Below are 21,119 nucleotides of genomic sequence, written 5' to 3'. Positions count from 1 at the left end.
GTCTTGGTTTTTTTATTTCATGAATTTTTATATTTCGATTTGACTACCTAACTCAACCACACGGTTGGTTGGAATTTGGTAGAAGTCACTCACTGGACTGGTATTGCGCTGCATAGAGATAAACAGTTTCTCTCTCCATGGAGACATACCATCACCCACTGTATGCACAATACGGTCTCTTGAAATAAAGAAACTCATTTGCATCATATCAAATTCAAAATCTAACTCTTTATAAGCTTGTTCCAAAGCATTTGGAATATTCGGTTGATCCTTAAAACCATAGTAAACAAAGATGCGATAGAAATGATCATCAAGTTTCTCTATTTTTAAGCGGTCAGCCTCAGCTACATAAGGAATATCTTGCGTATATACCGTGAGCATCACATTACGATTATGCAGCACTTTATTATGTTTAATATTATGCAACATTGCATGTGGAACTATATTTGGAGTACCTGTTAAAAAGATTGCTTCACCGGGAACAAAATGTGTCTCTTTACTCATCCCAATGCTTTTTATGAATAACTCGATCGGTAATGCATTGGTTTCCATACGGTTATATACGATTTCACGCCCACGTTTCCATGTCATCAAAATCGTATAAACCACGACACCAATTAAAATTGGCACCCATCCACCAGCTAAAATTTTAAGCGATGTTGATGCAACAAAAACTAAATCAAGGAATAAGAATGGAATAGTAAATAATGCGACTTTCCACCACGCCCAACGCCAAACCCCATAGGCCAATGTTGAGATTAAAATCGTACCGCATAACATGGTCATGGTAACCGCGACACCATATGCACTAGCAAGCTCTGCACTACTTTCAAAAAGTAAAATCAGAATCACGACAGAAATAAATAATACCCAATTAATAAAAGGTAAATAAATCTGCCCTTGCTCTACGTCTGATGTATGGTGAACTGTCAATCGAGGTAAATAACGCAATTGAATTGCCTGATTAGCAACTGAAAATACACCTGTAATCACGGCTTGTGAGGCAATCACTGCCGCGGCTGTGGCTAATCCAATCATTGGGAACAAAGCCCATTCTGGAACTAAGATATAGAATGGATTTTCAATCGCTTGAGGATTACGCAATAACAATGCGCCTTGACCCGCATAATTCAACAATAGACATGGCAATACAATAATGAACCATGCCAATTTAATTGGCATACGTCCAAAGTGCCCCATATCAGCATATAGCGCCTCACCACCTGTCATCGTCAGTACAACAGCACCCATGGTGATAAATGCAATGGCTGGTTGTTCAAATACGAAATTCAGTGCCCAGTAAGGATTAATCATCATCAATACATATGGCGTTTGGATAATACTCCACAGACCAATCAAGCCGATAGAAATAAACCAAAGTAAGGTAATTGGACCAAAGAATTTCCCCATTGTCGCTGTACCATGTCGCTGTACCATAAACAGTGCGGTTAAAATTCCTAATGCAATTGGAACCAGCCATTGATCTAAAGCAGGTGTAATTAAACTCAAACCTTCAATCGCAGAGAGTACAGAAATTGCAGGTGTAATGATTCCATCGCCAAAAAATAAGGATGCGCCAATAAAACCAAGGGCAATGAGATAGATCTTATTTTTATCTGAAAAGACCGAAGAGCGAAGATTTAACGCCAACAGCGATATGATCCCCCCTTCACCATTGTTATCGGCACGCATAATTACGGAAACATATTTATAGCTGATACTTAAATTCATACACCAAAAAATCAGTGACAATATACCTAAAACAGATGCTTCGCTAATTGGCATATGCCCCGTTCTGAAACACTCACGTATGGCATACAATGGACTTGTTCCAATGTCTCCAAAGACCACCCCTAAGGCTGCCAGTGTCATCACTGGCAATGCAGCTTTTTTTGCAGTGCTTTGCATATGTTGTCTTCAAAATAGAACGATATATGCCGCAATATTATCATTAGCTAGAAAGTTTTTCTGCAAATCTGTTTGACTACAACTTGGCATATTGCTTTTTTTTAGTTACTATCGCACACCTTGGTGAGGTGTCCGAGTGGCTTAAGGAGCACGCCTGGAAAGTGTGTATACGTTTGCGCGTATCGAGGGTTCGAATCCCTCTCTCACCGCCAGAATTGAAAAAAGGCCTAAATCGTTTAGATTTGGGTCTTTTTTATTGCACGCTTTTTATTGAATCTAAATAAAATCACTCTAATCAACTATAAGTAATTTCGCACCATTCAGGCTAAAAGACTGATGTGGCTCTGAATTATCTCCTACTTGATAACTCATGCCTGAAGTTAAAGTAAATATTCGTCCGTCTTTCAATCTACTTTCCAACGCACCTTCTAGGCAAAATAATATGTGCCCTTTTTCACACCAATGGTCCGCTAAGTAATTTGCTGAGTACTCCACAAGTCTTACCCTAATTTTATTTGTTTCTTCACCAAAAAATTGAGTTTTCCAGTAAGCTTTTCCAGTTTCACCGCTATATTCAGTGACTTCAATTTCTTCCCAGTTTGTAATTTGAAATGGAAAAGGCGCGATATTCATAATTTTTCCAAAGACGTATTATTGTATTTTCAACTTATAGACAAATTTGATTTTTGCAAATGATTTATCAAAAATTATAAAGATGGGATAAATATTTTCTACTTTGAAAAGACCCAAACCCTTACGCTTAGGCCTTCCTACCTTAAAAATTACTCAGACAACGCTAACAACTTCTGAACATACTGAATCGCATTATTATCTATGTCTTGGTGAGTCGGAATAACGTCGTCTTCTGACGGGTTTGTGTCTAAACCATAAAATGCATGAAGTGGTTGGTAAACTGCTCCTACATATAAAGCAGTGAGTTCAAATGGGGTAAAAATCTTCTCCAAAGAAATTTGATACTCTCCATTTTCTGAATAAACTTGTTCTTGGCCACCAGCAGACAAAGCCAACATAAACTTTTTATTTTTGAGCTTGTCGCCTTCTGAACCGTAAGCCCATCCATACGCCAAAACATCATCAAGCCATTGTTTCAAAAGCGGCGGACAGTTAAACCAATACACTGGAAATTGGAAGACTAAATTTTCATGTTCTTCTACAAGCGCTTGTTCTGTTGCGACATCAATCACCCCGTCTGGATAAGCTTGATAAATTTGGTGAACCGTAAATTGATCAGGATGTTTTTCTAATTCCTCGATCCATCTTTTATTTACAACAGACTGGTCTATGTGAGGATGGGTAACAATGACTAATGTCTTTTTCATTATGAAAACACGCTTATCGAAATGTAGATAAATCGATTATAGAAGTATGCTTTCCTAAATATAAGTACGGTAATTTATGTTATATACTATACTAAAAGATAGTATGGATTTTAAAAATGGATGACTGCATTCCAACATATACACCATTAGAAGACACGGGTTTTGGCTACACCCTTTCTTTGATTAATGGCAAATATAAGATGATTATTATGTATTGGCTTTATGGAAAAACCGTCATGCGTTTTAATGAACTGCAACGCTGCATTGGCAATATTTCGTTTAGAACACTTAGCAATACACTTAAAGAATTGGAAAGAGATGGACTGATTCATCGTAAGGAATACCCTCAAATTCCACCAAAAGTTGAGTATCGGCTTTCAGAAAGAGGACAGTCTTTAATTCCTTTGTTAGATATGATGTGTGCTTGGGGCGAGCACAATAAGCCGTCTTAGTTTTATAGACTTGAAGTGATACTAAATATGAGAAATGAATTAAGAGAAATTTTTATTAAGGGATGCGACGATAAAATTGAAAAAAAGGGAGACAATGTCGGTCTATCTTTTTACGCTTTTTTTAAAAATAAGAATGATAACCCTGAGCTACTTATGGAAGCAGCCCATTGGTGGATTATGTTGCATAAGCTAGATCACTTCGAGAAGGCAGTTAAAATTAAACAGTTGGTTTTGAGTGAGCAGTAAAATTAGAGTTATTCGAAAAGGCTTAAATTTAAGCCTTTTCATTATTTTAAAATTAGAAATTAATTATTTAACATATGGCCAAACATCAGGATCTGTATATTCTTCATCGATATGATAGCCTTCAGCCTTAGCTTTTATCTCTTCCTTTTCCCTATATTTTTTATTTTCAGTTAATCTCTTTTTAAACGCTTGCTCGAATTCACTAGGTGTCATTTTATCAGAGTCAGTAATTGAATCTCTTTCGTTGTAGCGAACACTCTGGGAGCTAAATCTAAGCATATATTGTTCTTCATTCTGCTCATTCTTAGCTGTTCTTTTTAAACTTATATCTAAAATAACCCCATTAGCGTACAATCTATAACCCAATGATTTTGTAGGGCTATTGTTTATTATATTTTTCCACTCTTCAAAACTAAAAATATAACTTGGATCAATGACATCACGACTTTTCGATAGATGTTTAATATTATCTTCTTTAGCGATACGCGGAGCATCGGTGAAGAAATAGTTTTTCCAGCCAGCCTGATTAATACGTTTCATTAAAGCTACATAGCTTTGATATATCTGCTCTGGGGTAGCGAACTCTTCTTTTGTTAGTCCGGCATCAATATCTAAAACTTGAATCCCTTCATTTTTATCGTATTGAGTACCTAATACAGAAAAAACATGCTCGATTAATAAACTATTAGCACCATTCTCTATTTTTAATTTTCCTAAATGAAGAAGTGAAAATTGAAGTTCTCTAAAGCTAACGCCAGCTGGGTGATTGTCGACATCGCCATCACTATACTTTAAAAAATCTTGAATACCTTGTTCACCCATATGCAAAGTGTAGGCCTGCTGATTCAGACTCAAATTCTCATTATGTTCTGATGTTGGCTGACAAGCAGACAGTAATAATCCAGAAATAAAAACAATTGAAAAAATAAATATTAATTTGCGCTTCATTAGAATTTTGCATCTACTCTAAAATACATTAGAAATTTCATATTTCTAATTCTAAATCTTTCGAATATTTGAACAGCTGTTCCAAAGTGACTGTTGCCCCACCACATACAATAACTAAAACATTATCAATTGGAGAAAAGGATAATTTTTTATTGTATAAGGCTGATAAAGTCGCACCGCAAGCTGGCTCAACTAATGTTCTATGATCATCTAAAAAATTAAAACAAGCTGCTAGAGCTTCTTCATCAGAAACAGTCAAACTAATAACCTGTTCAGCCTGCGAAACTCTAAAAGCATTTTCACATACTTGTTTAGCAGCGAGTGTTGTGGCAATTCCAGTTACTTCATCCAACTTCGCATGCTGACCAGTCTTTATAGAAGTATTTAGAGAAGCTGTTCCCTCTGTTTCTACAGCATAGATAGGAATATTAAGTAAATTCTTTATTAAACCTTGGCTAACTCCTGAAAGTAGACTTCCACCGCCAACAGATAAAATAACTGCATCTGGTCTTACCCCATCTGAAATTACTTCATCAATAATATGAGCAACACCGTCCCATAAATATTGGTCATCAAAAGGATGAATGTATACAGCTTCCGAATTTACATAAGTTAGAGCGAGATCATTGGCTTCAACCCAAGATTTCCCATGAACAATGACTTCTGCATTTTCTTGCTGCATGAGATTTATGGCTTGTGATGAAGTTGTTTCAGGAACAACAACCGTTACAGGAATACTTAATTTATTTCCCATGTAAGCAGCTGAAATCCCAGCATTACCCCCAGAAGAACTAATAAATTTTTTTGCACCTCTTTTTGCATATTGCTGACAAGCATTACCAATACTTCTTTGCTTAAAAGAACCTGTTGGCTGTGAAGATTCCATTTTTAGCCATACATTACAATTATTTAGTTCACTTAATTTATTTGATTTAATACAAGGAGTTTTTGTGTTCATATTTAATAAATTTTATTGAAAAATAGGAATTAATATCCTTTGTGTTTTACCATTTATTCTACTCTTAAGCAAAAACGAGTTTCGCCGTCTTTAATTTAGAAACATTCTTTTCTCCAAAAGCCCAACTCCCGTCAGGCCTTTCCCCCTATCAAACCCGACTTAAAAAGTATTCAAGTAATACATCCCTTTCATCGGTGTTATTGGTTCCCAAAAGCTGAACCATGGCCCCATCAATCACAAACAAAAACATGTGCGCATCTTCAACTGTAGAGGCAGGCTTTACGGTTAAAAGCAGTTTATGAATTTCTTTAATGAACCAGTTTCGGTAGTCAATCACGAGTTTATATGCTGCTGGATAAATCTTTTCAATTTCAAAAATAGCTTTAAATGGCAACCGATAAAAGCCATCTAAGTTTACATGTAAGAGATAAATTTTCTTGAGTTTATCGAATGCCATGAGTTCACGGTACGAATGAATAATTGAAAACACCTCATGTTTTAAGGCATCTATTTGAAAAGTTAAGCTCATCTGAATGAGCCTTTCTTTTGAGTGAAAATAGTTATAAAAAGTGGCTTTGGGGATTTTGGCTTCCTCAATAATCCGATCTATCCCGATGTAAAACCCATTTTGATTAAATAAATCTTTTGCTGCGTGGAGCACGCTTAATGCTCTAAATGAAGCTTCTAAATTTGGCATTTTTATACCGTTTAAAATAATTTTTTGTTGTATGTAAAAGAGATAGAAATGCCGTCACTCTTAAATTGAGCGCTAAAAACAGGCATGCAAAAGCGGCACAAAAATGGTGTGCTCGCCTATCTCAGGTTTTATTGTTGCTATGATTTTTTAGTCGTAATGACCTATGGCTTAAGACCTAAAGTCGGTTAAACCTTTTTAAAGACCAGTTGGGTATAGAGGTAAAGATTTTGGCAAAGGTTGCCAATGAGAGAGATGAAATAGTACGCATAACGGCGGACTCCTTTTGATTTAGAAGAGTCTTACCAATTACTGTCAAATAATGGTGGCAAGACTAGAAGGGTTGACAGACTGGTACAAAAGGAAACCAGCGCACGCAAGCGTGCCCCTCCTAGCCTCACCATAAAGGCGTGACTTAAGAGAACGCACAAAACGAATAATACGTTGTTGTGCGCCTTTTGTTCCAGCTCTGTCAAAAGCTAACTGGCAATGTAGGCCAGCACGCAAAGGATAATCCGCACGTTTTTGAGTGTCAATGTAAGGTTGAATAGAAATTAGTTAAATAATTATTGTTGTTTATTCAATTAGATATTTAAGCTAAAAAGATCTTCAACTTAAATTTAAAAATATCATGATAATAATAAAAATGGTGGCAGAACGAAAAGAGGTTAGCAGACTGGGTACAGCACCAGCACACTTGAAAGTGTCCCCTTATCGTTCTACCCTAAAGTAGTTTGCAGGCAAAGAATAATTCTCAAGATTTTAAGTGTCAATGTTCATATATTATTAATTTATAAAATATTTTATTTCCATTGGCTCGTTTTTTCATTGTTAATTTATCATTCATTTTCAAAACTGCTTAAATGAATCGATTGATCACGCTATAAATAAAAGCTACAGTAAATAAAGTTTGAATTTTATAACTTTAAATAAATTGATAACGCATGCAGGCAAAGACATGGAAACCATACATGATTTTTATCGCCGCTTTTCTTTAACCAGAGATAGCGATTACTCGGTTCCATCGACTTCGTTTGGACATTTTAACGTGTTCCAACGCGATGCCTGCTCGTTTCTCACGCCTTATAGCCGCCGCGATTATTATAAAATTTCACTGGTTTTAGGCACAGGCGACCTTCACTACGCCAACCGCTGGATACGGGTAGACCGCCCTGCTTTACTGTTTTCAAATCCAATGGTTCCCTACGCATGGGAAATTAATTCGCCCGAACAGGCAGGCTGGTTTTGCCTATTTACCGAAGAGTTTGTAAACCAAGAATCAAGACAAAGCTTTTTAAAAGACTCACCGCTGTTTAAAGTCGACGGCGACCCACTATATTTTTTAAACGACCAACAGGTTGATGAAATTTCATTTATTTTCAAAAAGATGATGACTGAAATAAATTCAGACTATATTCACAAATACAACGTTTTAAGAAACTATTTGCACCTGATTGTGCATGAAGCCATGAAAATGCAACCGACCCAACAGTTTGAAAAACATAGCAATGCTGCGGTTCGCATTTGCCATTTGTTCTTTGAATTATTAGAGCGTCAGTTCCCAATCGACTCGCCACATTTTCAGCTTAAACTCAAAACGGCAAATGACTATGCCTATGGTTTATCGGTGCATGTAAACCATTTAAACCGAGCCGTAAAAGAAGCCACAGGCAAAACCACCTCTGAGCATATTAGCTCGCGCATTACGCAAGAAGCCAAAGCGTTGTTGCAGCACACCAGTTGGAATATTTCTGAAATTGCCTATAGCTTAGGCTTTGAATATTCAGCGTATTTCACCAATTTCTTTAAGAAAAATACGGGCTTTTCACCTAAAAAGTTCCGCGAAGACTGTGTGGCCTAAAAGCACATTGTTTGAATTTTATAATTATTGGTTTGAATGTTATACGTCAGTTTGAGCCAAAGCATTTTATAGTTTTTCTACTCAAGTGATTTTGCAAAAAAGAGTGTGAAAAATGAAATATAGAACTTTAGGACAAACAGGCGAAAAAGTATCAGCACTTGGTTTAGGTTGCATGGGAATGAGCTTTGCCTATGGTGCCTCAGACGACACACAAAGCATTGCCACTCTAGAAAAGGCCTTAGACCTCGGCATTAACTTTTGGGACACCGCCGACATGTACGGCAACGGCGCAAATGAAGTTTTACTCTCAAAAGTTTTAGAAAAACACCGCGACAAAGTATTTTTAGCAACAAAATTTGGCTTCCGCTACAAAGAAGACAACCTCAACCCACAAAACTCTTTAGAGTCTTATATCGACGGTTCTCCAGAGTGGATTAAAGTTGCGGTCGAAAACAGTTTAAAACGCCTAAATACAGACGTAATTGATCTGTATTATGCGCACCGCATAGACCCAAATATTCCAGTTGAAGACACCATTGGCGCAATGGCTGACTTAGTCCAACAAGGTAAAGTTCGCTACTTAGGCCTAAGTGAAGCTTCGGCTGAAACCATTCGTAAAGCGCATGCGATTCACCCGATTGCAGCGGTTCAACATGAATATTCGCTCCTCACCCGTGAGTTTGAGCAAACCCATTTGCAAACCATTCGCGAGTTAGGCATTAGCCTTGTGCCGTATTCACCGCTATCACGTGGTTTAATTACCAACACGCTTGATGTCGGCAACCTAGAAGAAAACGATTTCCGTCGCCAGTTACCACGCTACCAAGGCGATAACTGGAAAAATAACCAAAGTTTGGCGCAAGCATTTAGCGAATTTGCTCAAAGTAAAAACGCGACTGCGGCTCAACTGGCTTTGGCTTGGATTTTGGCGCAAGGTGAAGACATTATTCCAATTCCGGGTACGCGTAAAATCGAGCGACTTGTGGAAAATGCTGGCGCTGTAGACCTTGATTTAACAGCGGTAGATTTGGCAGAAATTGACGCGATTATTGCGAGATACCCAAACATGGGCGCACGCTATAACGCTGAGCAACTTGCTGCGGTGAATCATTAAAATATGAGCTGTAAAAAAGTCCGACTTAGTGTCGGACTTTTTTATTTAGTCTTTGCTATAACTGCCCTGCTGGCGTCCATCGTTCCAAGTTACGTCTAACGATTTTTCAGAAATCGTCAGGCTTTCAGGAAATATACTTAAATTCTTTTTAAATTTAGAGTCTGGTTTTAAACCAATACAGTTGCCATTTTTCCACCATGTGCCTTCTGCATATTGGTCTAAAGCGCCATAAGCTAGCATCCATTTAAACTTACCGTCTGGCTGAAGTAAAAGTTCCGAACCGACTTCCATCACACCATTTAAATAATAGTGTCCGCCCCAAGCCTGATCGGCTTGCTGAAATTTCGCCTCTTTACATACGCTCGTTGGCTCTGCATAAATTTGAGAAGAAATCGCAATCGTAGAAAGTAATAGCAACCGTGCAAATATATTCATTATTTAATTCCCTATATTTTTAGTGTTATTTTCCAGACTCAACTTTTAAATAAGTTCCGTCTGCATAGACGTTGTGTCCAAAGCCACAACCCGAGTTACCCTCATTTTGCTTGACCTGAATATAATTTCCTAATTTCGCATTGGTTTTAAAATCAAGCTGAATGCGGCAGTCTTGATCTTTATAGACTATTTGCTTTTTATTGCTCGGCATTGTGGTGCCAAACTCACCCATGTTCGGGCCGTAAATTAAACTTCTAAGGCCCATATATAAACCAGCATAGCTGATTGCATATTGCCCCTTCTCACGGCTTACCGTGATGTGGTCCCACTCACCAAAACCTGAGTAACGCACATATTCACCCGACAAATCATTTGATGCTTTAGGTGCAGGTAATTGCTTAAGGTTAAATTGGCTCGATTTTGATTTGTCATCGAGCATAAACCACGATCTTGCCCAAAGTGGCTGACCCAGTTTTGCATAGGCTAAACCCACGTTATTATTGGCAACTTCAACATCACGGTCAGTAAATTTAATGGTGGTTTCATCTGCATTGGCTTTACAAAATGCAGTCCAAGAGGCTTGATTCTGGAAATTTTCTAGGGCTTTTTTATATTGTTTTTGGTCGTAGTTTTTCTTACCTAAGCTCGCGTATTGCTTCACTTTATTACAGCTTTGCTGTAGCTCTTGTGCAAAAGAAAATTCTGCATGAGTAACCGACAAAGCCGAAAGTGTCAGAACCGCGCAACCTGAAATAACAGATTTAATCATTTTTAAAATTCTTTAATAATTAACTAATTATATAATATGAGCTAGTTCGACAAATCACAATTCTCTGCAACAAAAGTCCATTACAATGCTGGTTAGCTTAGGTTCTTTTATCATGTCATATAAAAAGGCCTGAACGTTTAAGTCCAAGCCTTTTGATTTTTAAACTCTAACCACAAACAAACTGGGTTTACAGATACTCAGCTAAGAAGACTCCGTTAGACTCAAACTAGAATGATGATTTTGACAAATTGCGCTTTGCAAAATTTTCATACTATTTTTAATCGCATCTTCGACCTGTATTTGGCTCTCTCCCATGAAATGAATTTTTGCAGGAATATTTTCATAACTAAAATTGTTATGGTCGCCGCTTTCTTGAATTAACTGATATGTAATCGTTTCATTCTCTAATTCTTTAATGCCATTAAATAAAAAGCCAGAACTATACGGATTCGGCATCATCAGAAAACCAGTGATTTTCGTATTTACTGGCTCTAGCGGAATATTCATTGCCGCCTTAATCCACATTTCATATAAATCGACTGACTCATTACGTAATGTAATGAACGGAATTTCCCCTCCACCGACTCGCCCACCGACTTCTAAAAAGACCAGCTCACCTTTAGATTCAATAAATTCGAGATGAATCGCCTGATCTTTTAATTTTAAAAATTTACATACGTTTAAAGTAAATCTTTCTACTTTTTGAATAAACTCAGAATTATCAATCGTGACTGAACCTAATGGCGCACCGTTTCTGAAGTCTAAACAGGTATTAATATATTTTGAGACTTTAAAGTAAGGCATTTTATTGTCAGAAATAATCGCATCGACGTGATAGATATCTCCCTCAATGAATTCCTCTACTTCATAGCCCTCATAGGAAGACAAATGCGGGATATCTTGCAATTCACTGATTTTAATTACGCCTTCAGAAGCTGCACCTACTTGAGGCTTTAAAATAATCGCTGAGCCACTTTCTAGCAGAAATTTCTCAATGTCTTGCTGTGAAGACACTTCCGCATATTTAGGGTAACGGACAGTAGAATGAGCTAAAGCATCCTTCATTTTTTTCTTGTTACGGCACAACAAATTGTCTTCAACTGTTGCACCCACAATATTCAATTCAGTTCGAATGCGAGCCGCAGCATCGAGGTCATATTCCGAGATGGCAATAACATAATCTATTGGCTTTTTTTCATAGATTTTTACGGCTTCTTTTAATACATCCTCTTCATTTAATTGTTCTAAACCCGCTATGTAGCAACAGTTTGAAGAGGTGATATAGCGCATGGTGTCTACTAATGAAATATAAGAGACATGCACGGCATCGTGATCTATATATTTATTAAAGTCAGACAATTCATCGTCATATCTATTGATGATTAATACATGTTTCATATGACTTTCACCTGCTCATGTATATGTGTGACTAAACTACGGATCTTATCTTCACTTTCAGAACGGAGAATGATGTAGCCTAATCGCGAGGTCCAATCATGGTTACACGCCAGTTCATCGTCTGCTTCGTAGTAGAAGTGATGGTGTACACATTCAGGCGCTTCTAACAGTTGCTCTAGCCCACTAAAACCTTTAAAAAGACGGTGGTTTCCTTGCGGAATAAAGGCAATTGCAGAGACCATATTTTTCTCTATTGAAGGTGAATATGGCAGGTCAAGATATTCACTCAGTACCGCTTGTGCGAGATCAAAATTAGTCGCCAGTTTAATTAACTCAACAATATTGTCACCCGGTAAACGTGCAGCTAACTCAATTGCGATTGCTTTCCCCTGAGGTGTTACTCTCAGTTCTAGGTGAAAAGGTCCGATGTTTAATTCTAAGGTTTGAATGACTTTTGCGGCATAATCAAAAACGTGTTCAGAAAATTGACCGTCATATTGATTACCCACAATATGCCCAATTTCGACAAAGTAAGGTTCTGGGCCTAATAGCTTCTCTGTCAGTGAAGCGAAGGTTATTTTTCCATCTGTATGAACAATTCCTTCAACACTGTATTCCTTCCCTACAATGTATTCTTCAACAATTAAATCACCACTTGCATAGAAGCCAATATCATTCGGTTTAGATTTCCAGATCGCTTCAACTGTTCGTAAAAGCTCCTCAAAATCTGCAACTTTTTTAACAGACATACTGCCCGCCATATCAACCGGCTTCACTACAGCAGGAAACTTAAAATCTTGAGGTAAGCAGATCTCTTTACCCTGTGAAATCAAGGCATATTTAATATCGCTTAAGCCTGACTTGGTTAGCTTGTCACGAAATTTGAATTTATTTCGAACCGTTTGAGCTGTCGTATATTCAAGAGAGTTTTTGGCAAATGAATTGCCTAGTTGTGCTGCCATAGGTACAGCATATTCAACCCCCGGTAATATCGCTCTTACTGTCTTTAACTCATTAATTTTAGAGAGCTGGCTATGAAAATCACTGGTATCTATTTTTATTATCTCTTTTGCTTTTTGTCGCATTGTTCCATCAATGCTGCACTCTCCTTCGTTAGTAGAAAAAACATATAAATCTATACCTAATTCTTGAGCGGCATTTAAATAAGTGATGCCCGAAGAAATAGGTTCTATAACTACTACAGTCATTGTTACAGTCTCCGTTAGGGACCAAAACTTTCCAACTCACACAGAGGCTGATTTAAAATTTTATTAATTATTGGGGTAGAACCGACACCCACTGTTAACTCGTGAGAGTCCAAATAATTTGAAAAATCAAATCCATTATTCGTCCACGTACAAAACGGGATATTTATAATATTGACCTCAGCTTCAACCTGCTCTCGAAAAACATTGACGCAATGTTGATGATAATGACTTAAAACTGACCGATTAATCGCATAGATATTCACTTTAGAAATAGGATTTTTTCGGATGAGATCCAATCCCCGAGTAAGTGCAGCACCCATACCACTTCCACCGCTTACAATATTAAGCGTAGATATGGCCTTCTCGTATTCAGGTTCTATATGATTATTCAGGTTGTATTCTAATTGGTCACCAATCGCTAGCTTTTGAAATAAGTTAGAAAATATTCCATTTGGTCTTAATTTTATGTGCAAAACAAAAAAATCATAATTTTTCACACCCAGTGAAACCACAGAGTAACTTCGAATTAAAGATTCTGATGGGTGTTTGATATTTACAATTGCTTTAGAACTAAAGAAGGTCCTTTTAATTTTAAATGTGAGCTCAACAATATTTTCAGAAAGAAAATTTCGAGTTATTAATTGAGCCACACTAAAATTATTAACCGATGGTGCGATTTCAACATCGCTCTGAGCATAGCTAATACAAGGCAAGAACTCTTTATCTATGGCAACTTGGTTTCCCGATTCATATACGACTCCACCTTTTAGCTTACATCGACAAACTCGGCACACACCTTTTAAACAGCCTTTCATCACTGTGCTATCAGGCACTGCATTGATAAGAGGCTGCTCAGAATCAGCAATGAAAATATGCTCTTTAATGCGAACATTCACCATTGGCATATTCTAATTCCATTGCTATGAAAGGGTTTCAGCACGCACAGCCTGAAAATACTCTCCCACCATCGGAACAAAGCTATTGATATGCTTAATTGCAAGATCAAAGTCTTCTTGTGTTTTAATTACAGAAGAAAGCATATCTGTCATCATGCCGCTATGGTCTTCAGCTTCATCAAATGCAACATGCGAAGCTGCACCCGATACAGCCTGATTCCCCATATGAACACCCGCTTTTTGCGTAATAAAATTATTAAATTTGTCGCCATAATATTCGAGGAACCAGTCCCAAACGACTGCTGGCAATGCACCAAATTTCTCTACACAAAAGTTTAAATACCCCATCAGTTTCCATGTTTCAGGAAATGCATTTTTTGAAATAATCTGATCTGAAGAATATCCATATTTAGTCAAGTCTTGACCAAACATTTCATCGTGTCCAAATTCATCATATAAATAATATGAAAGCTGTTTTGCAGCAGAGATATTATTGATTGCAGCAACGCGTACAGCATTTGCATCTAACTCATTATTCATATGAATGCGAATAACGCACTCTAAAATATGTCGTTTATAATATTTTTCATCGAACCAGTCTTCATTATGAAATTTATGCATAATTTCATCTTTTTTAAACTCGCTATGCATAGCATGATCAACCGCACTTTCTAATTTTTTCAGACTTTCCTGTGAAAAAAACACGTTTTATCTCCGTTATATTTAAATTATTATCCAAGTATTAAATACTTATTTAGCTAGAATTAAGATTGTTATTAATTAAACTTAAAACAAGCAAATATTATGTTTAAATATATTTTATAAAATGTCAACAAAATATTATTTTTTAGAATTTCTAACTAAAATAAGTATTATTAATCAAAAATAAAAGCAATAATTTTAATTAACAATTAAGCAACAATATTGTTTAAACAAAAAAATTAATTCCAATTAATATTCACCACCAACAAAATTTAAATAACTTACACTTCATGGAAAAGAAGGAATTTAACAGGGCTATATTATTACAAAAAATAATGTAGAATCCTTTGGCTAAATATATGGAAGTATTATAAAAGTGAATAATTTAATTATCGGAACCCTATTTGCGCTCTGTGCAGCTGCACTCAATGCCTCTATTGGTGTGATTAGTAAATTACTCATGCATAGTGGTTTAAACCCACAAGATATTGCCTTTTTAAAAACCATTATTGCCTTTTTCTTTTTAAGTGTTTTTTTATTTAAAGTCCCTGTCCGCCAAAAGATTGCATACATTAGTAGCACTCCGAGCAAGCTCAGTGTTTTTGCTCAAATTGCGATATGTGCTTTTTTAGGGATTTTCTCTCTATTCTTTTTCGAGACCATTGCCTACAACCACGGCGCTGCGGCCAATGTGGTCGTGGTATTAATGGCTTCAGCAGCTATTTCAGCTTTATTTTTTGGCAGATTAGTTTTAAAAGAAAGTATTTATATTCATTCAATTATTGGAACATTATTAGCTGTAACGGGTATTAGTGTAATTTCATGGAAAGGTGAAAATAGTTTATTAATGCTTCTCAATGCTTCTATTGCAGGTATTGGATATGGTTTATTTTCAGTATTAATTAAAAAATTCAGATTAAATGGTGGTTTATTTCTAACTAAGTACTTATTACTTTTTGGTAGTGTTTATCTTGCTGTTCCCTTTCTAATCAACTTTCATAGCATAAACTTTAACACTGATATTATTTTAGGTTTGGTTGGCTTAGCAGTCTTGCCTACAATTCTTGGCTTTTTCTGTACCACCAAAGCTTTGTCTTACATGAGTGCGGCAAAAGTACAAGTGACTGAGCTTTCTGAGCCAATTTTTGCGGCACTCATGGCTTGGGTCTTCATTCATGAGCAACCGACTTTATCTTTTTTATATGGCGCGATTTTCATTATTTCAGGCATCTTTTTAATGAATAGAGCGTCTAAATCATAATTTGACTAATTTCATTTATATTGCTCTGCATGATGGCAAGCCACTTGCACCACACTGGCAAAATTAATCGCCATTTGTGAAGGGGCATGTTTTTTATATGCAAGCGCTAAACCCACTGTAGGTACTGGCGCTTGCAACGACCGATAAGCCACACCCTGTATTTGCAATTGTTTGGTCGACTCTGGAACCAAAGACACCCCCAAGTTTGCAGACACTAACGATAAAATTGACACAATTTGCGGCGCATTTTGTCCAATTTTAGGTTCAAAGCCACAGTTTTGGCATGCTTGTCTGATCGCATCAAAAAGTCCTGCACTAATTGAAGGTGGAGAGACAATAAAATCAAGCTCTCGTAAGGAAGCTAAATCAATTTCTTTTGATGACTCGTCTAGTTTAAAAGACTCTGAAGGCAAGGCTGCAATTAAAGGTTCAGCCAATAACTCTTGAACGATTAAGCTCTCTGGAATATGACGTGGAGGCCGAATAATCACGACATCTAAACGATCTTCAAGCAGTAAATCGATAAGCAGCAAAGTGTTAGCTTCTTCAAGCTTTAAATTCACTTTAGGATATTGCTGCTGAAAATAGCGAACGCATTTAGGAATTAGAGGATTCAACATTGAAGTACCTGTAAAACCTAATCGCAATTGGCCAACTTCGCCATTTGCCACTTGTTTGACCAAGTTCGCTGCATCTTCTACACGCTGCTGTACTGGCTGAATGGCATTTAAAAAGGCAAGCCCAGCTTCAGTCAGTTCCACCCCATGCGGAGAACGAATAAATAAATCTGCACCTAACTCTTCTTCTAAGTCTCGTATTTGCATGCTTAAAGGTGGCTGGCTCATGTTTAAGCGATGCGCCGCTCTGGTAAAGTTTTTTTCTTCTGCTACTGCTAAAAAGTAGCGTATATGTCTGAGTTCCATCGCTATATATAAAACATATCATGACCTATTGTTAAATATATTAGAAAAATACCATCTAAATTGCTAATTTTAATTTATCGAATTTTCTCGATGAAGCACGCCGAAAGGTGCTGCACCTCTTTTCTGTCATGGTTATGATATGAGCTCTTCATCTACACCCAGTACCTTAAGCACTGAAGCAACTTCTGTTCTTTCCCGCGAGTGGATTCACAAAGGTACTAAAGCCTATAAGCACGCTGGTTTCGCTTTATTCTTGGTAGGCTTTGCTAGTTTTTCTCTGATTTATTGCGTACAGCCGCTTCTGCCAGCGTTTAGCCAAAGCTTCCAGATTAGCCCTGCAAGCAGCTCTTTAGCCTTGTCTTTAACGACCGCCTTTTTAGCGATTTCAATTGTACTATCGAGCGCTTTTTCACAAGCGATTGGCCGTCGTGGTGTGATCTTCAGCTCAATGCTGTGTGCAGCGATTCTTAATGTTGTGGCGATGTTTACACCTAACTGGCACAGTTTACTCATAGTGCGAGCACTAGAGGGTCTGTTACTCGGTGGAGTACCTGCCGTCACCATGGCTTGGATTGCCGAAGAAATCGCACCTGAATACCTTGGTAAAACCATGGGTTTATATATTGCAGGTACGGCTTTTGGTGGAATGATGGGCCGTGTTGGCATGGGCGTTTTGATTGAATATTTTTCTTGGCGCACTGCTTTAGGCTTACTTGGGGCAATCTGTTTTATTTGCTCGATTGCTTTTTTGAATTTACTTCCTGCTTCCCGTAATTTCGTCCAGAAAAAAGGTTTGAATTTAGATTTTCACATACAAATGTGGCGTACCCATTTAAGTAATTTCAAATTGCTACGTCTGTTTGCCATTGGATTCTTGCTCACCAGTGTGTTTGTCACTTTGTTTAACTACGCCACTTTCCGTTTAAGTGGAGCACCTTATTCACTCAGTCAAACGCAAATTAGCCTTATTTTCTTGTCGTATAGCTTTGGTATGGTGTCTTCCTCATTAGCAGGTGGCCTAGCCGATCGCTTCGGCAAAAAAACCATGATGATGAGCGGCTTTGCCTTAATGGTTGTGGGCAGTCTCATGACGCTGCTCACCTCTCTTTTCGGCATTATTATCGGTATTGCATTTATTACAACGGGTTTCTTCATTACCCACTCACTCACAAGCAGCTCAGTAGGTGCTGAAAGCAAACAAGCTAAAGCCCACGCCAGTTCACTGTACTTACTTTTTTACTATATGGGTTCGAGCATTGTTGGCTCGGCAGGTGGTTGGTTCTGGTTACACGGCGGATGGAGCGCCATAGTCAGTTTAACCGTTGTACTTTCATTACTTGGAATATTTTTAGCGGTTTATACCTCACACGCAAAAGCTCATTAATTTTTAATTTAAAGGAACCTCACATGTCGAGTTTATTTGTTTATGGCACATTAGGCCCAGGCCGACCTAACGCTCATATCCTTGAAAATATTGGCGGACAATGGGCAGAAGGCTGGGTAAATGGAACCTTACATAACGAAGGTTGGGGCGCAGATTTAGGCTATCCGGGAATTGTGCTTGATAATAGTGCTAATCAAGTTCAAGGTTTTATTTTTAACTCGGAATACGTAGATTCGAATTGGAAATTGCTTGATGATTTTGAAGGTGAAGAATATGAAAGAGTACCTTTGCAAGTCACTTTAAATAGTGGTGAACGTGTTGATTCTTTTATTTATGTGTTGAAGCCTTAAGTAATTTCTAAAGCTTAAGCGTACAAGCATTTAAAAATTGATAGAAAAAATTTAAATGCTCATTTTTTGGCTTGTATTTTTTTTAAGAAACTGTAAAATTCACTCCACGTTGCCGGCATAGCTCAGTTGGTAGAGCAACTGACTTGTAATCAGTAGGTCCACAGTTCGAATCCGTGTGCCGGCACCATCATTGAACCTCATGAATATTTGATTTATGGGGTTTTTTGTTACCTATAAATTTTGCAATACTCAAAAATTTATAGTTATTACCAAAAGAATAAAGTGCAGATCTATTGCCCTAAACCCCTCAAACTACTTTTCATAGTTCTGCAATTCAGCAACCATTTCTTTTTCTGCCGCTTTAATTTTAAACAAACTATATTAATTATATTTTTTAAAAATATCTTTTTGATAAAAAGCTCTTCTCAAAACTCTGTTTTTAAATTTAATAAATAATTATTATAAATCTAAGCTTAAAAATGATGTTATAAAAACCAATTTATGCCTTTAAAGACAAAAAATTATGTTTCTAATTTATTAAAAAAATATGTTTTAAAATAAAAAATATGAAAAAGATATGATTATAATGCGCCACCAAATAAGGTCATGTTAATAAGACCTATTTATAAACTTTAATTCATTATGATACCAACAAGGAAAAATATGAAACTCCGTTTTATTTTACCTGCTTTATTTCTAGGGTTACCTTTAACAATACATGCTCAAGACGCTGCATCTCAACCCCAAATGCAAACACCAGTTTGCTTAATTGAGGGTAACCCTTCAGCCGAACACTATAAAGTAATCAAACGTATTAAAGCCGCAAAAGGAACCTATGGTGGTTTTGAAGAAATAAAACCTAAATTAGCTATGATTGCCCGTAAATACGGTGCAGATGTGGTGATTAATTATCATCAAAGCCAAAGATTTGGTTTCTGGCCGTGGCGTATTGTTCGTCCTGTACTTACAGGAACTGCCGTGAAATGGAATACGCCTGTTGATTGTGCAACCTTAGGTGGAAAACAAATTTATTAATACAAAATGAAAAAAGCCCAACATCCTGTTGGGCTTTTTTCGTATTTCGTTACTAGGTACACTTCCTGTAATACCTCACATCCTGATGCTTAAACTTATTATTGTTGTTTTACGTTTCGGAACTTCCTGTTCCTGATGAGTTCATCATAGGCAATTCATGAGATCATAGAAAGACGCAAATTTCCTGAATGAATGTACGAAAAAGCGTACGGACTTGTCAGATTAGCTTTAACTTTCTTTTTTCTTCTCTATCATTTTTTTCAAAGTATCTAAGGTTTGGGTTGAGCGTATCCCAAGCTATCTCGACTACTTTGTAGTAGTGAAAACCTAATCATGTATTTTCTTAATCTCTATTTTACATACTGCCAAACATCTGGGTCTTGATATGCCTCATCAATATGAAAACCTTCTTTTTTAGCTTTAATTTCAGCTTTTTTTCTATCCTTTTGATCTACTAACACCATTTCATCGTAAGCTCTTTTTAACTCAGGCCCTGTTAAATTATATCCATTTTCAATTGAGTTTTTTGTTACGTATCTAATTGTTTGTACAGAAAATCTTAATACATACTGTTTTTTATCTTCTTTAGATTTTGTTCTAGACATACTTAATTCTGCTAATATACCATTTGTATATAATCTAATTACCACTATGGACTTGCTATCAAAATATTCTTTCCATTGTTTTAAAGTTAAGAAATTATAAGGATCAATAATAACTCCATCTTCTTGCATAACTTTAAGATTATCTTTTTTATCAAAACGAGTATCTGAAGGATAAAAGTATGCTTTCCACCCTGCTTTTTGTAATTGACTAAATAGCTCCTTATAGGCCATATAAGCCTGCTCTTCACTAACAAACTCTTCTTTATTTAACCCTGCTGTCACATCAATAATTTGGATACCTTCATTTTGCTGTGCATAGTCAATCCGGGTTCCCATTGCTAAAAATGCATTCTTGATAACAAAACTATTTTCACCTAAATATATTTTTATATTTGCTAAATGCGGTGGTTCCCATGTAAGGTCAAAAAAAGACATCCCAGCTGGTTGCTGGTCTACACCTGTTTGCATATAAGATTTAAACTTTTTTTCACCTTCTATACCAAAATTCAATGAGTAAAGTTCAGGTTGAGAAAATGCTTTTTTATTATTTTTCTCAGCATTACATCCTTGTAAATTTAAAAGAATAAAAAATAAGAAGAAATAACTAACTATTTTTTTCATCAATTAGAAAA

At 36.7% G+C, this 21,119-nt stretch carries 23 protein-coding genes and 2 tRNA genes; 10 read left to right on the top strand and 15 right to left on the bottom strand.

Translation table 11 applies throughout. The features are described from left to right. Window positions 1–27 precede the first annotated feature (27 nt). Window positions 28–1,908 carry a potassium transporter Kup gene (locus tag MSG66_RS09770; protein ID WP_324653913.1) on the bottom strand — a complete coding sequence of 627 codons (1,881 nt, stop codon included), beginning with the start codon at window positions 1,906–1,908 and terminating at the stop codon, window positions 28–30. Window positions 1,909–2,030: 122 nt separating this feature from the next. On the opposite strand from MSG66_RS09770, the gene MSG66_RS09765 reads away from it, so the two are divergent. Beyond that, window positions 2,031–2,120, top strand: a tRNA-Ser gene (locus tag MSG66_RS09765). Between the two features lie 79 nt (window positions 2,121–2,199). On the opposite strand, the gene MSG66_RS09760 is transcribed toward MSG66_RS09765, so the two are convergent. Both MSG66_RS09760 and MSG66_RS09755 read right to left on the bottom strand, forming a co-directional pair. Then, on the bottom strand, window positions 2,200–2,541 hold the full coding sequence (locus MSG66_RS09760; protein WP_324653911.1) for a DHCW motif cupin fold protein: 342 nt from the start codon (window positions 2,539–2,541) through the stop codon (window positions 2,200–2,202). Window positions 2,542–2,690: 149 nt separating this feature from the next. After that, on the bottom strand, window positions 2,691–3,248 hold the full coding sequence (locus MSG66_RS09755; protein WP_324653909.1) for an NAD(P)H-dependent oxidoreductase: 558 nt from the start codon (window positions 3,246–3,248) through the stop codon (window positions 2,691–2,693). Between the two features lie 116 nt (window positions 3,249–3,364). On the opposite strand from MSG66_RS09755, the gene MSG66_RS09750 reads away from it, so the two are divergent. Continuing rightward, window positions 3,365–3,700, top strand: coding sequence for a winged helix-turn-helix transcriptional regulator (locus MSG66_RS09750; protein ID WP_003653931.1), 336 nt, complete (start codon window positions 3,365–3,367; stop codon window positions 3,698–3,700). Window positions 3,701–3,727: 27 nt separating this feature from the next. Then, entirely contained in the window at window positions 3,728–3,946 is a 219-nt protein-coding gene (locus MSG66_RS09745) for a DUF6500 family protein (RefSeq protein ID WP_042895615.1), read from the top strand. Between the two features lie 63 nt (window positions 3,947–4,009). Here the strand turns inward: MSG66_RS09745 and MSG66_RS09740 are convergent, their stop codons facing one another. The 4 genes from MSG66_RS09740 to MSG66_RS09725 form a co-directional block, all read right to left on the bottom strand. Continuing rightward, window positions 4,010–4,894: a hypothetical protein gene (locus MSG66_RS09740; RefSeq protein ID WP_324653905.1), complete on the bottom strand. Its 885-nt coding sequence runs from the start codon at window positions 4,892–4,894 to the stop codon at window positions 4,010–4,012. Window positions 4,895–4,931: 37 nt separating this feature from the next. Then, window positions 4,932–5,852 (bottom strand): pyridoxal-phosphate dependent enzyme, encoded by a 921-nt coding sequence (locus tag MSG66_RS09735; protein ID WP_324653903.1) that lies wholly within the window; start codon window positions 5,850–5,852, stop codon window positions 4,932–4,934. A gap of 148 nt (window positions 5,853–6,000) precedes the next feature. Then, entirely contained in the window at window positions 6,001–6,549 is a 549-nt protein-coding gene (locus tag MSG66_RS09730; protein WP_324653901.1) for a TetR/AcrR family transcriptional regulator, read from the bottom strand. Window positions 6,550–6,861: 312 nt separating this feature from the next. Then, complete coding sequence (locus MSG66_RS09725) at window positions 6,862–7,053, bottom strand: hypothetical protein (protein WP_324653899.1); 192 nt, start codon at window positions 7,051–7,053, stop codon at window positions 6,862–6,864. A 451-nt stretch (window positions 7,054–7,504) separates the two neighbouring features. On the opposite strand from MSG66_RS09725, the gene MSG66_RS09720 reads away from it, so the two are divergent. Both MSG66_RS09720 and MSG66_RS09715 read left to right on the top strand, forming a co-directional pair. Further along, a complete protein-coding gene (locus tag MSG66_RS09720; RefSeq protein WP_004639845.1) occupies window positions 7,505–8,407 on the top strand; it encodes a helix-turn-helix domain-containing protein in 903 nt (300 codons plus the stop codon). 112 nt (window positions 8,408–8,519) lie between these two features. After that, window positions 8,520–9,521: an aldo/keto reductase gene (locus MSG66_RS09715; protein ID WP_324653897.1), complete on the top strand. Its 1,002-nt coding sequence runs from the start codon at window positions 8,520–8,522 to the stop codon at window positions 9,519–9,521. Window positions 9,522–9,566: 45 nt separating this feature from the next. Here the strand turns inward: MSG66_RS09715 and MSG66_RS09710 are convergent, their stop codons facing one another. The 6 genes from MSG66_RS09710 to MSG66_RS09685 all read right to left on the bottom strand — a co-directional run bounded on the left by MSG66_RS09710 (window position 9,567) and on the right by MSG66_RS09685 (window position 14,932). Beyond that, window positions 9,567–9,959, bottom strand: a complete 393-nt coding sequence (locus MSG66_RS09710; protein WP_231765271.1) for a hypothetical protein — start codon at window positions 9,957–9,959, stop codon at window positions 9,567–9,569. 22 nt (window positions 9,960–9,981) lie between these two features. Then, window positions 9,982–10,725 (bottom strand): hypothetical protein, encoded by a 744-nt coding sequence (locus MSG66_RS09705; RefSeq protein ID WP_324653895.1) that lies wholly within the window; start codon window positions 10,723–10,725, stop codon window positions 9,982–9,984. 201 nt (window positions 10,726–10,926) lie between these two features. After that, window positions 10,927–12,123 (bottom strand): ATP-grasp domain-containing protein, encoded by a 1,197-nt coding sequence (locus tag MSG66_RS09700; RefSeq protein WP_324653893.1) that lies wholly within the window; start codon window positions 12,121–12,123, stop codon window positions 10,927–10,929. Beyond that, window positions 12,120–13,331, bottom strand: a complete 1,212-nt coding sequence (locus tag MSG66_RS09695) for an ATP-grasp domain-containing protein (RefSeq protein ID WP_324653892.1) — start codon at window positions 13,329–13,331, stop codon at window positions 12,120–12,122. Before MSG66_RS09695 ends, MSG66_RS09700 begins: the two co-directional genes overlap by 4 nt. 14 nt (window positions 13,332–13,345) lie before the next feature. Continuing rightward, on the bottom strand, window positions 13,346–14,236 hold the full coding sequence (locus tag MSG66_RS09690; RefSeq protein WP_324653890.1) for a 2Fe-2S iron-sulfur cluster binding domain-containing protein: 891 nt from the start codon (window positions 14,234–14,236) through the stop codon (window positions 13,346–13,348). 15 nt (window positions 14,237–14,251) lie between these two features. Further along, on the bottom strand, window positions 14,252–14,932 hold the full coding sequence (locus MSG66_RS09685; RefSeq protein ID WP_003653956.1) for a hypothetical protein: 681 nt from the start codon (window positions 14,930–14,932) through the stop codon (window positions 14,252–14,254). Between the two features lie 373 nt (window positions 14,933–15,305). Here MSG66_RS09685 and MSG66_RS09680 point away from each other — a divergent pair, with 373 nt between their 5' ends. Then, the gene (locus tag MSG66_RS09680; RefSeq protein WP_324653888.1) at window positions 15,306–16,190 is read left to right on the top strand and encodes a DMT family transporter; all 885 of its coding nucleotides are present in this window, start codon (window positions 15,306–15,308) and stop codon (window positions 16,188–16,190) included. An 11-nt stretch (window positions 16,191–16,201) separates the two neighbouring features. Here MSG66_RS09680 and sxtR read toward each other — a convergent pair whose 3' ends face one another. Then, window positions 16,202–17,113 (bottom strand): multidrug efflux pump transcriptional activator SxtR, encoded by a 912-nt coding sequence (gene sxtR, locus MSG66_RS09675; RefSeq protein ID WP_005038131.1) that lies wholly within the window; start codon window positions 17,111–17,113, stop codon window positions 16,202–16,204. Window positions 17,114–17,252: 139 nt separating this feature from the next. Here sxtR and sxtP point away from each other — a divergent pair, with 139 nt between their 5' ends. The 4 genes from sxtP to MSG66_RS09655 all read left to right on the top strand — a co-directional run bounded on the left by sxtP (window position 17,253) and on the right by MSG66_RS09655 (window position 19,882). After that, complete coding sequence (sxtP, locus tag MSG66_RS09670) at window positions 17,253–18,497, top strand: multidrug efflux MFS transporter SxtP (protein ID WP_324653885.1); 1,245 nt, start codon at window positions 17,253–17,255, stop codon at window positions 18,495–18,497. A 23-nt stretch (window positions 18,498–18,520) separates the two neighbouring features. Further along, on the top strand, window positions 18,521–18,847 hold the full coding sequence (locus MSG66_RS09665; protein ID WP_324653884.1) for a gamma-glutamylcyclotransferase family protein: 327 nt from the start codon (window positions 18,521–18,523) through the stop codon (window positions 18,845–18,847). A 111-nt stretch (window positions 18,848–18,958) separates the two neighbouring features. After that, window positions 18,959–19,034 (top strand) — tRNA-Thr (locus tag MSG66_RS09660). 476 nt (window positions 19,035–19,510) lie between these two features. Next, window positions 19,511–19,882, top strand: a complete 372-nt coding sequence (locus MSG66_RS09655) for a hypothetical protein (RefSeq protein WP_324653882.1) — start codon at window positions 19,511–19,513, stop codon at window positions 19,880–19,882. Window positions 19,883–20,232: 350 nt separating this feature from the next. Here MSG66_RS09655 and MSG66_RS09650 read toward each other — a convergent pair whose 3' ends face one another. Then, window positions 20,233–21,108, bottom strand: a complete 876-nt coding sequence (locus tag MSG66_RS09650; protein WP_324653881.1) for a hypothetical protein — start codon at window positions 21,106–21,108, stop codon at window positions 20,233–20,235. Window positions 21,109–21,119: the final 11 nt, after the last annotated feature.

The organism is Acinetobacter sp. IK31 (assembly GCF_035615195.1).
In the GTDB taxonomy this organism is placed as follows: domain Bacteria; phylum Pseudomonadota; class Gammaproteobacteria; order Pseudomonadales; family Moraxellaceae; genus Acinetobacter; species Acinetobacter calcoaceticus_C.
The sequence above is the reverse complement of the archived record's forward strand: the minus strand, read 5'-3'. Positions and strand labels throughout refer to the sequence as shown.

Bases quoted from the DNA above. Each gene is read 5' to 3' on its own strand.
- sxtR (WP_005038131.1), bottom strand. From the start codon at position 17,113: ATGGAACTCAGACATATACGCTACTTTTTAGCAGTAGCAGAAGAAAAA.
- MSG66_RS09745 (WP_042895615.1), top strand. From the start codon at position 3,728: ATGAGAAATGAATTAAGAGAAATTTTTATTAAGGGATGCGACGATAAA.
- MSG66_RS09705 (WP_324653895.1), bottom strand. From the start codon at position 10,725: ATGATTAAATCTGTTATTTCAGGTTGCGCGGTTCTGACACTTTCGGCT.
- MSG66_RS09720 (WP_004639845.1), top strand. From the start codon at position 7,505: ATGGAAACCATACATGATTTTTATCGCCGCTTTTCTTTAACCAGAGAT.
- MSG66_RS09690 (WP_324653890.1), bottom strand. From the start codon at position 14,236: ATGCCAATGGTGAATGTTCGCATTAAAGAGCATATTTTCATTGCTGAT.
- MSG66_RS09770 (WP_324653913.1), bottom strand. From the start codon at position 1,908: ATGCAAAGCACTGCAAAAAAAGCTGCATTGCCAGTGATGACACTGGCA.
- MSG66_RS09715 (WP_324653897.1), top strand. From the start codon at position 8,520: ATGAAATATAGAACTTTAGGACAAACAGGCGAAAAAGTATCAGCACTT.
- MSG66_RS09740 (WP_324653905.1), bottom strand. From the start codon at position 4,894: ATGAAGCGCAAATTAATATTTATTTTTTCAATTGTTTTTATTTCTGGA.
- MSG66_RS09755 (WP_324653909.1), bottom strand. From the start codon at position 3,248: ATGAAAAAGACATTAGTCATTGTTACCCATCCTCACATAGACCAGTCT.
- MSG66_RS09730 (WP_324653901.1), bottom strand. From the start codon at position 6,549: ATGCCAAATTTAGAAGCTTCATTTAGAGCATTAAGCGTGCTCCACGCA.
- MSG66_RS09760 (WP_324653911.1), bottom strand. From the start codon at position 2,541: ATGAATATCGCGCCTTTTCCATTTCAAATTACAAACTGGGAAGAAATT.
- MSG66_RS09695 (WP_324653892.1), bottom strand. From the start codon at position 13,331: ATGACTGTAGTAGTTATAGAACCTATTTCTTCGGGCATCACTTATTTA.
- MSG66_RS09655 (WP_324653882.1), top strand. From the start codon at position 19,511: ATGAAACTCCGTTTTATTTTACCTGCTTTATTTCTAGGGTTACCTTTA.
- MSG66_RS09700 (WP_324653893.1), bottom strand. From the start codon at position 12,123: ATGAAACATGTATTAATCATCAATAGATATGACGATGAATTGTCTGAC.
- MSG66_RS09735 (WP_324653903.1), bottom strand. From the start codon at position 5,852: ATGAACACAAAAACTCCTTGTATTAAATCAAATAAATTAAGTGAACTA.
- MSG66_RS09665 (WP_324653884.1), top strand. From the start codon at position 18,521: ATGTCGAGTTTATTTGTTTATGGCACATTAGGCCCAGGCCGACCTAAC.
- MSG66_RS09650 (WP_324653881.1), bottom strand. From the start codon at position 21,108: ATGAAAAAAATAGTTAGTTATTTCTTCTTATTTTTTATTCTTTTAAAT.
- MSG66_RS09750 (WP_003653931.1), top strand. From the start codon at position 3,365: ATGGATGACTGCATTCCAACATATACACCATTAGAAGACACGGGTTTT.
- sxtP (WP_324653885.1), top strand. From the start codon at position 17,253: ATGAGCTCTTCATCTACACCCAGTACCTTAAGCACTGAAGCAACTTCT.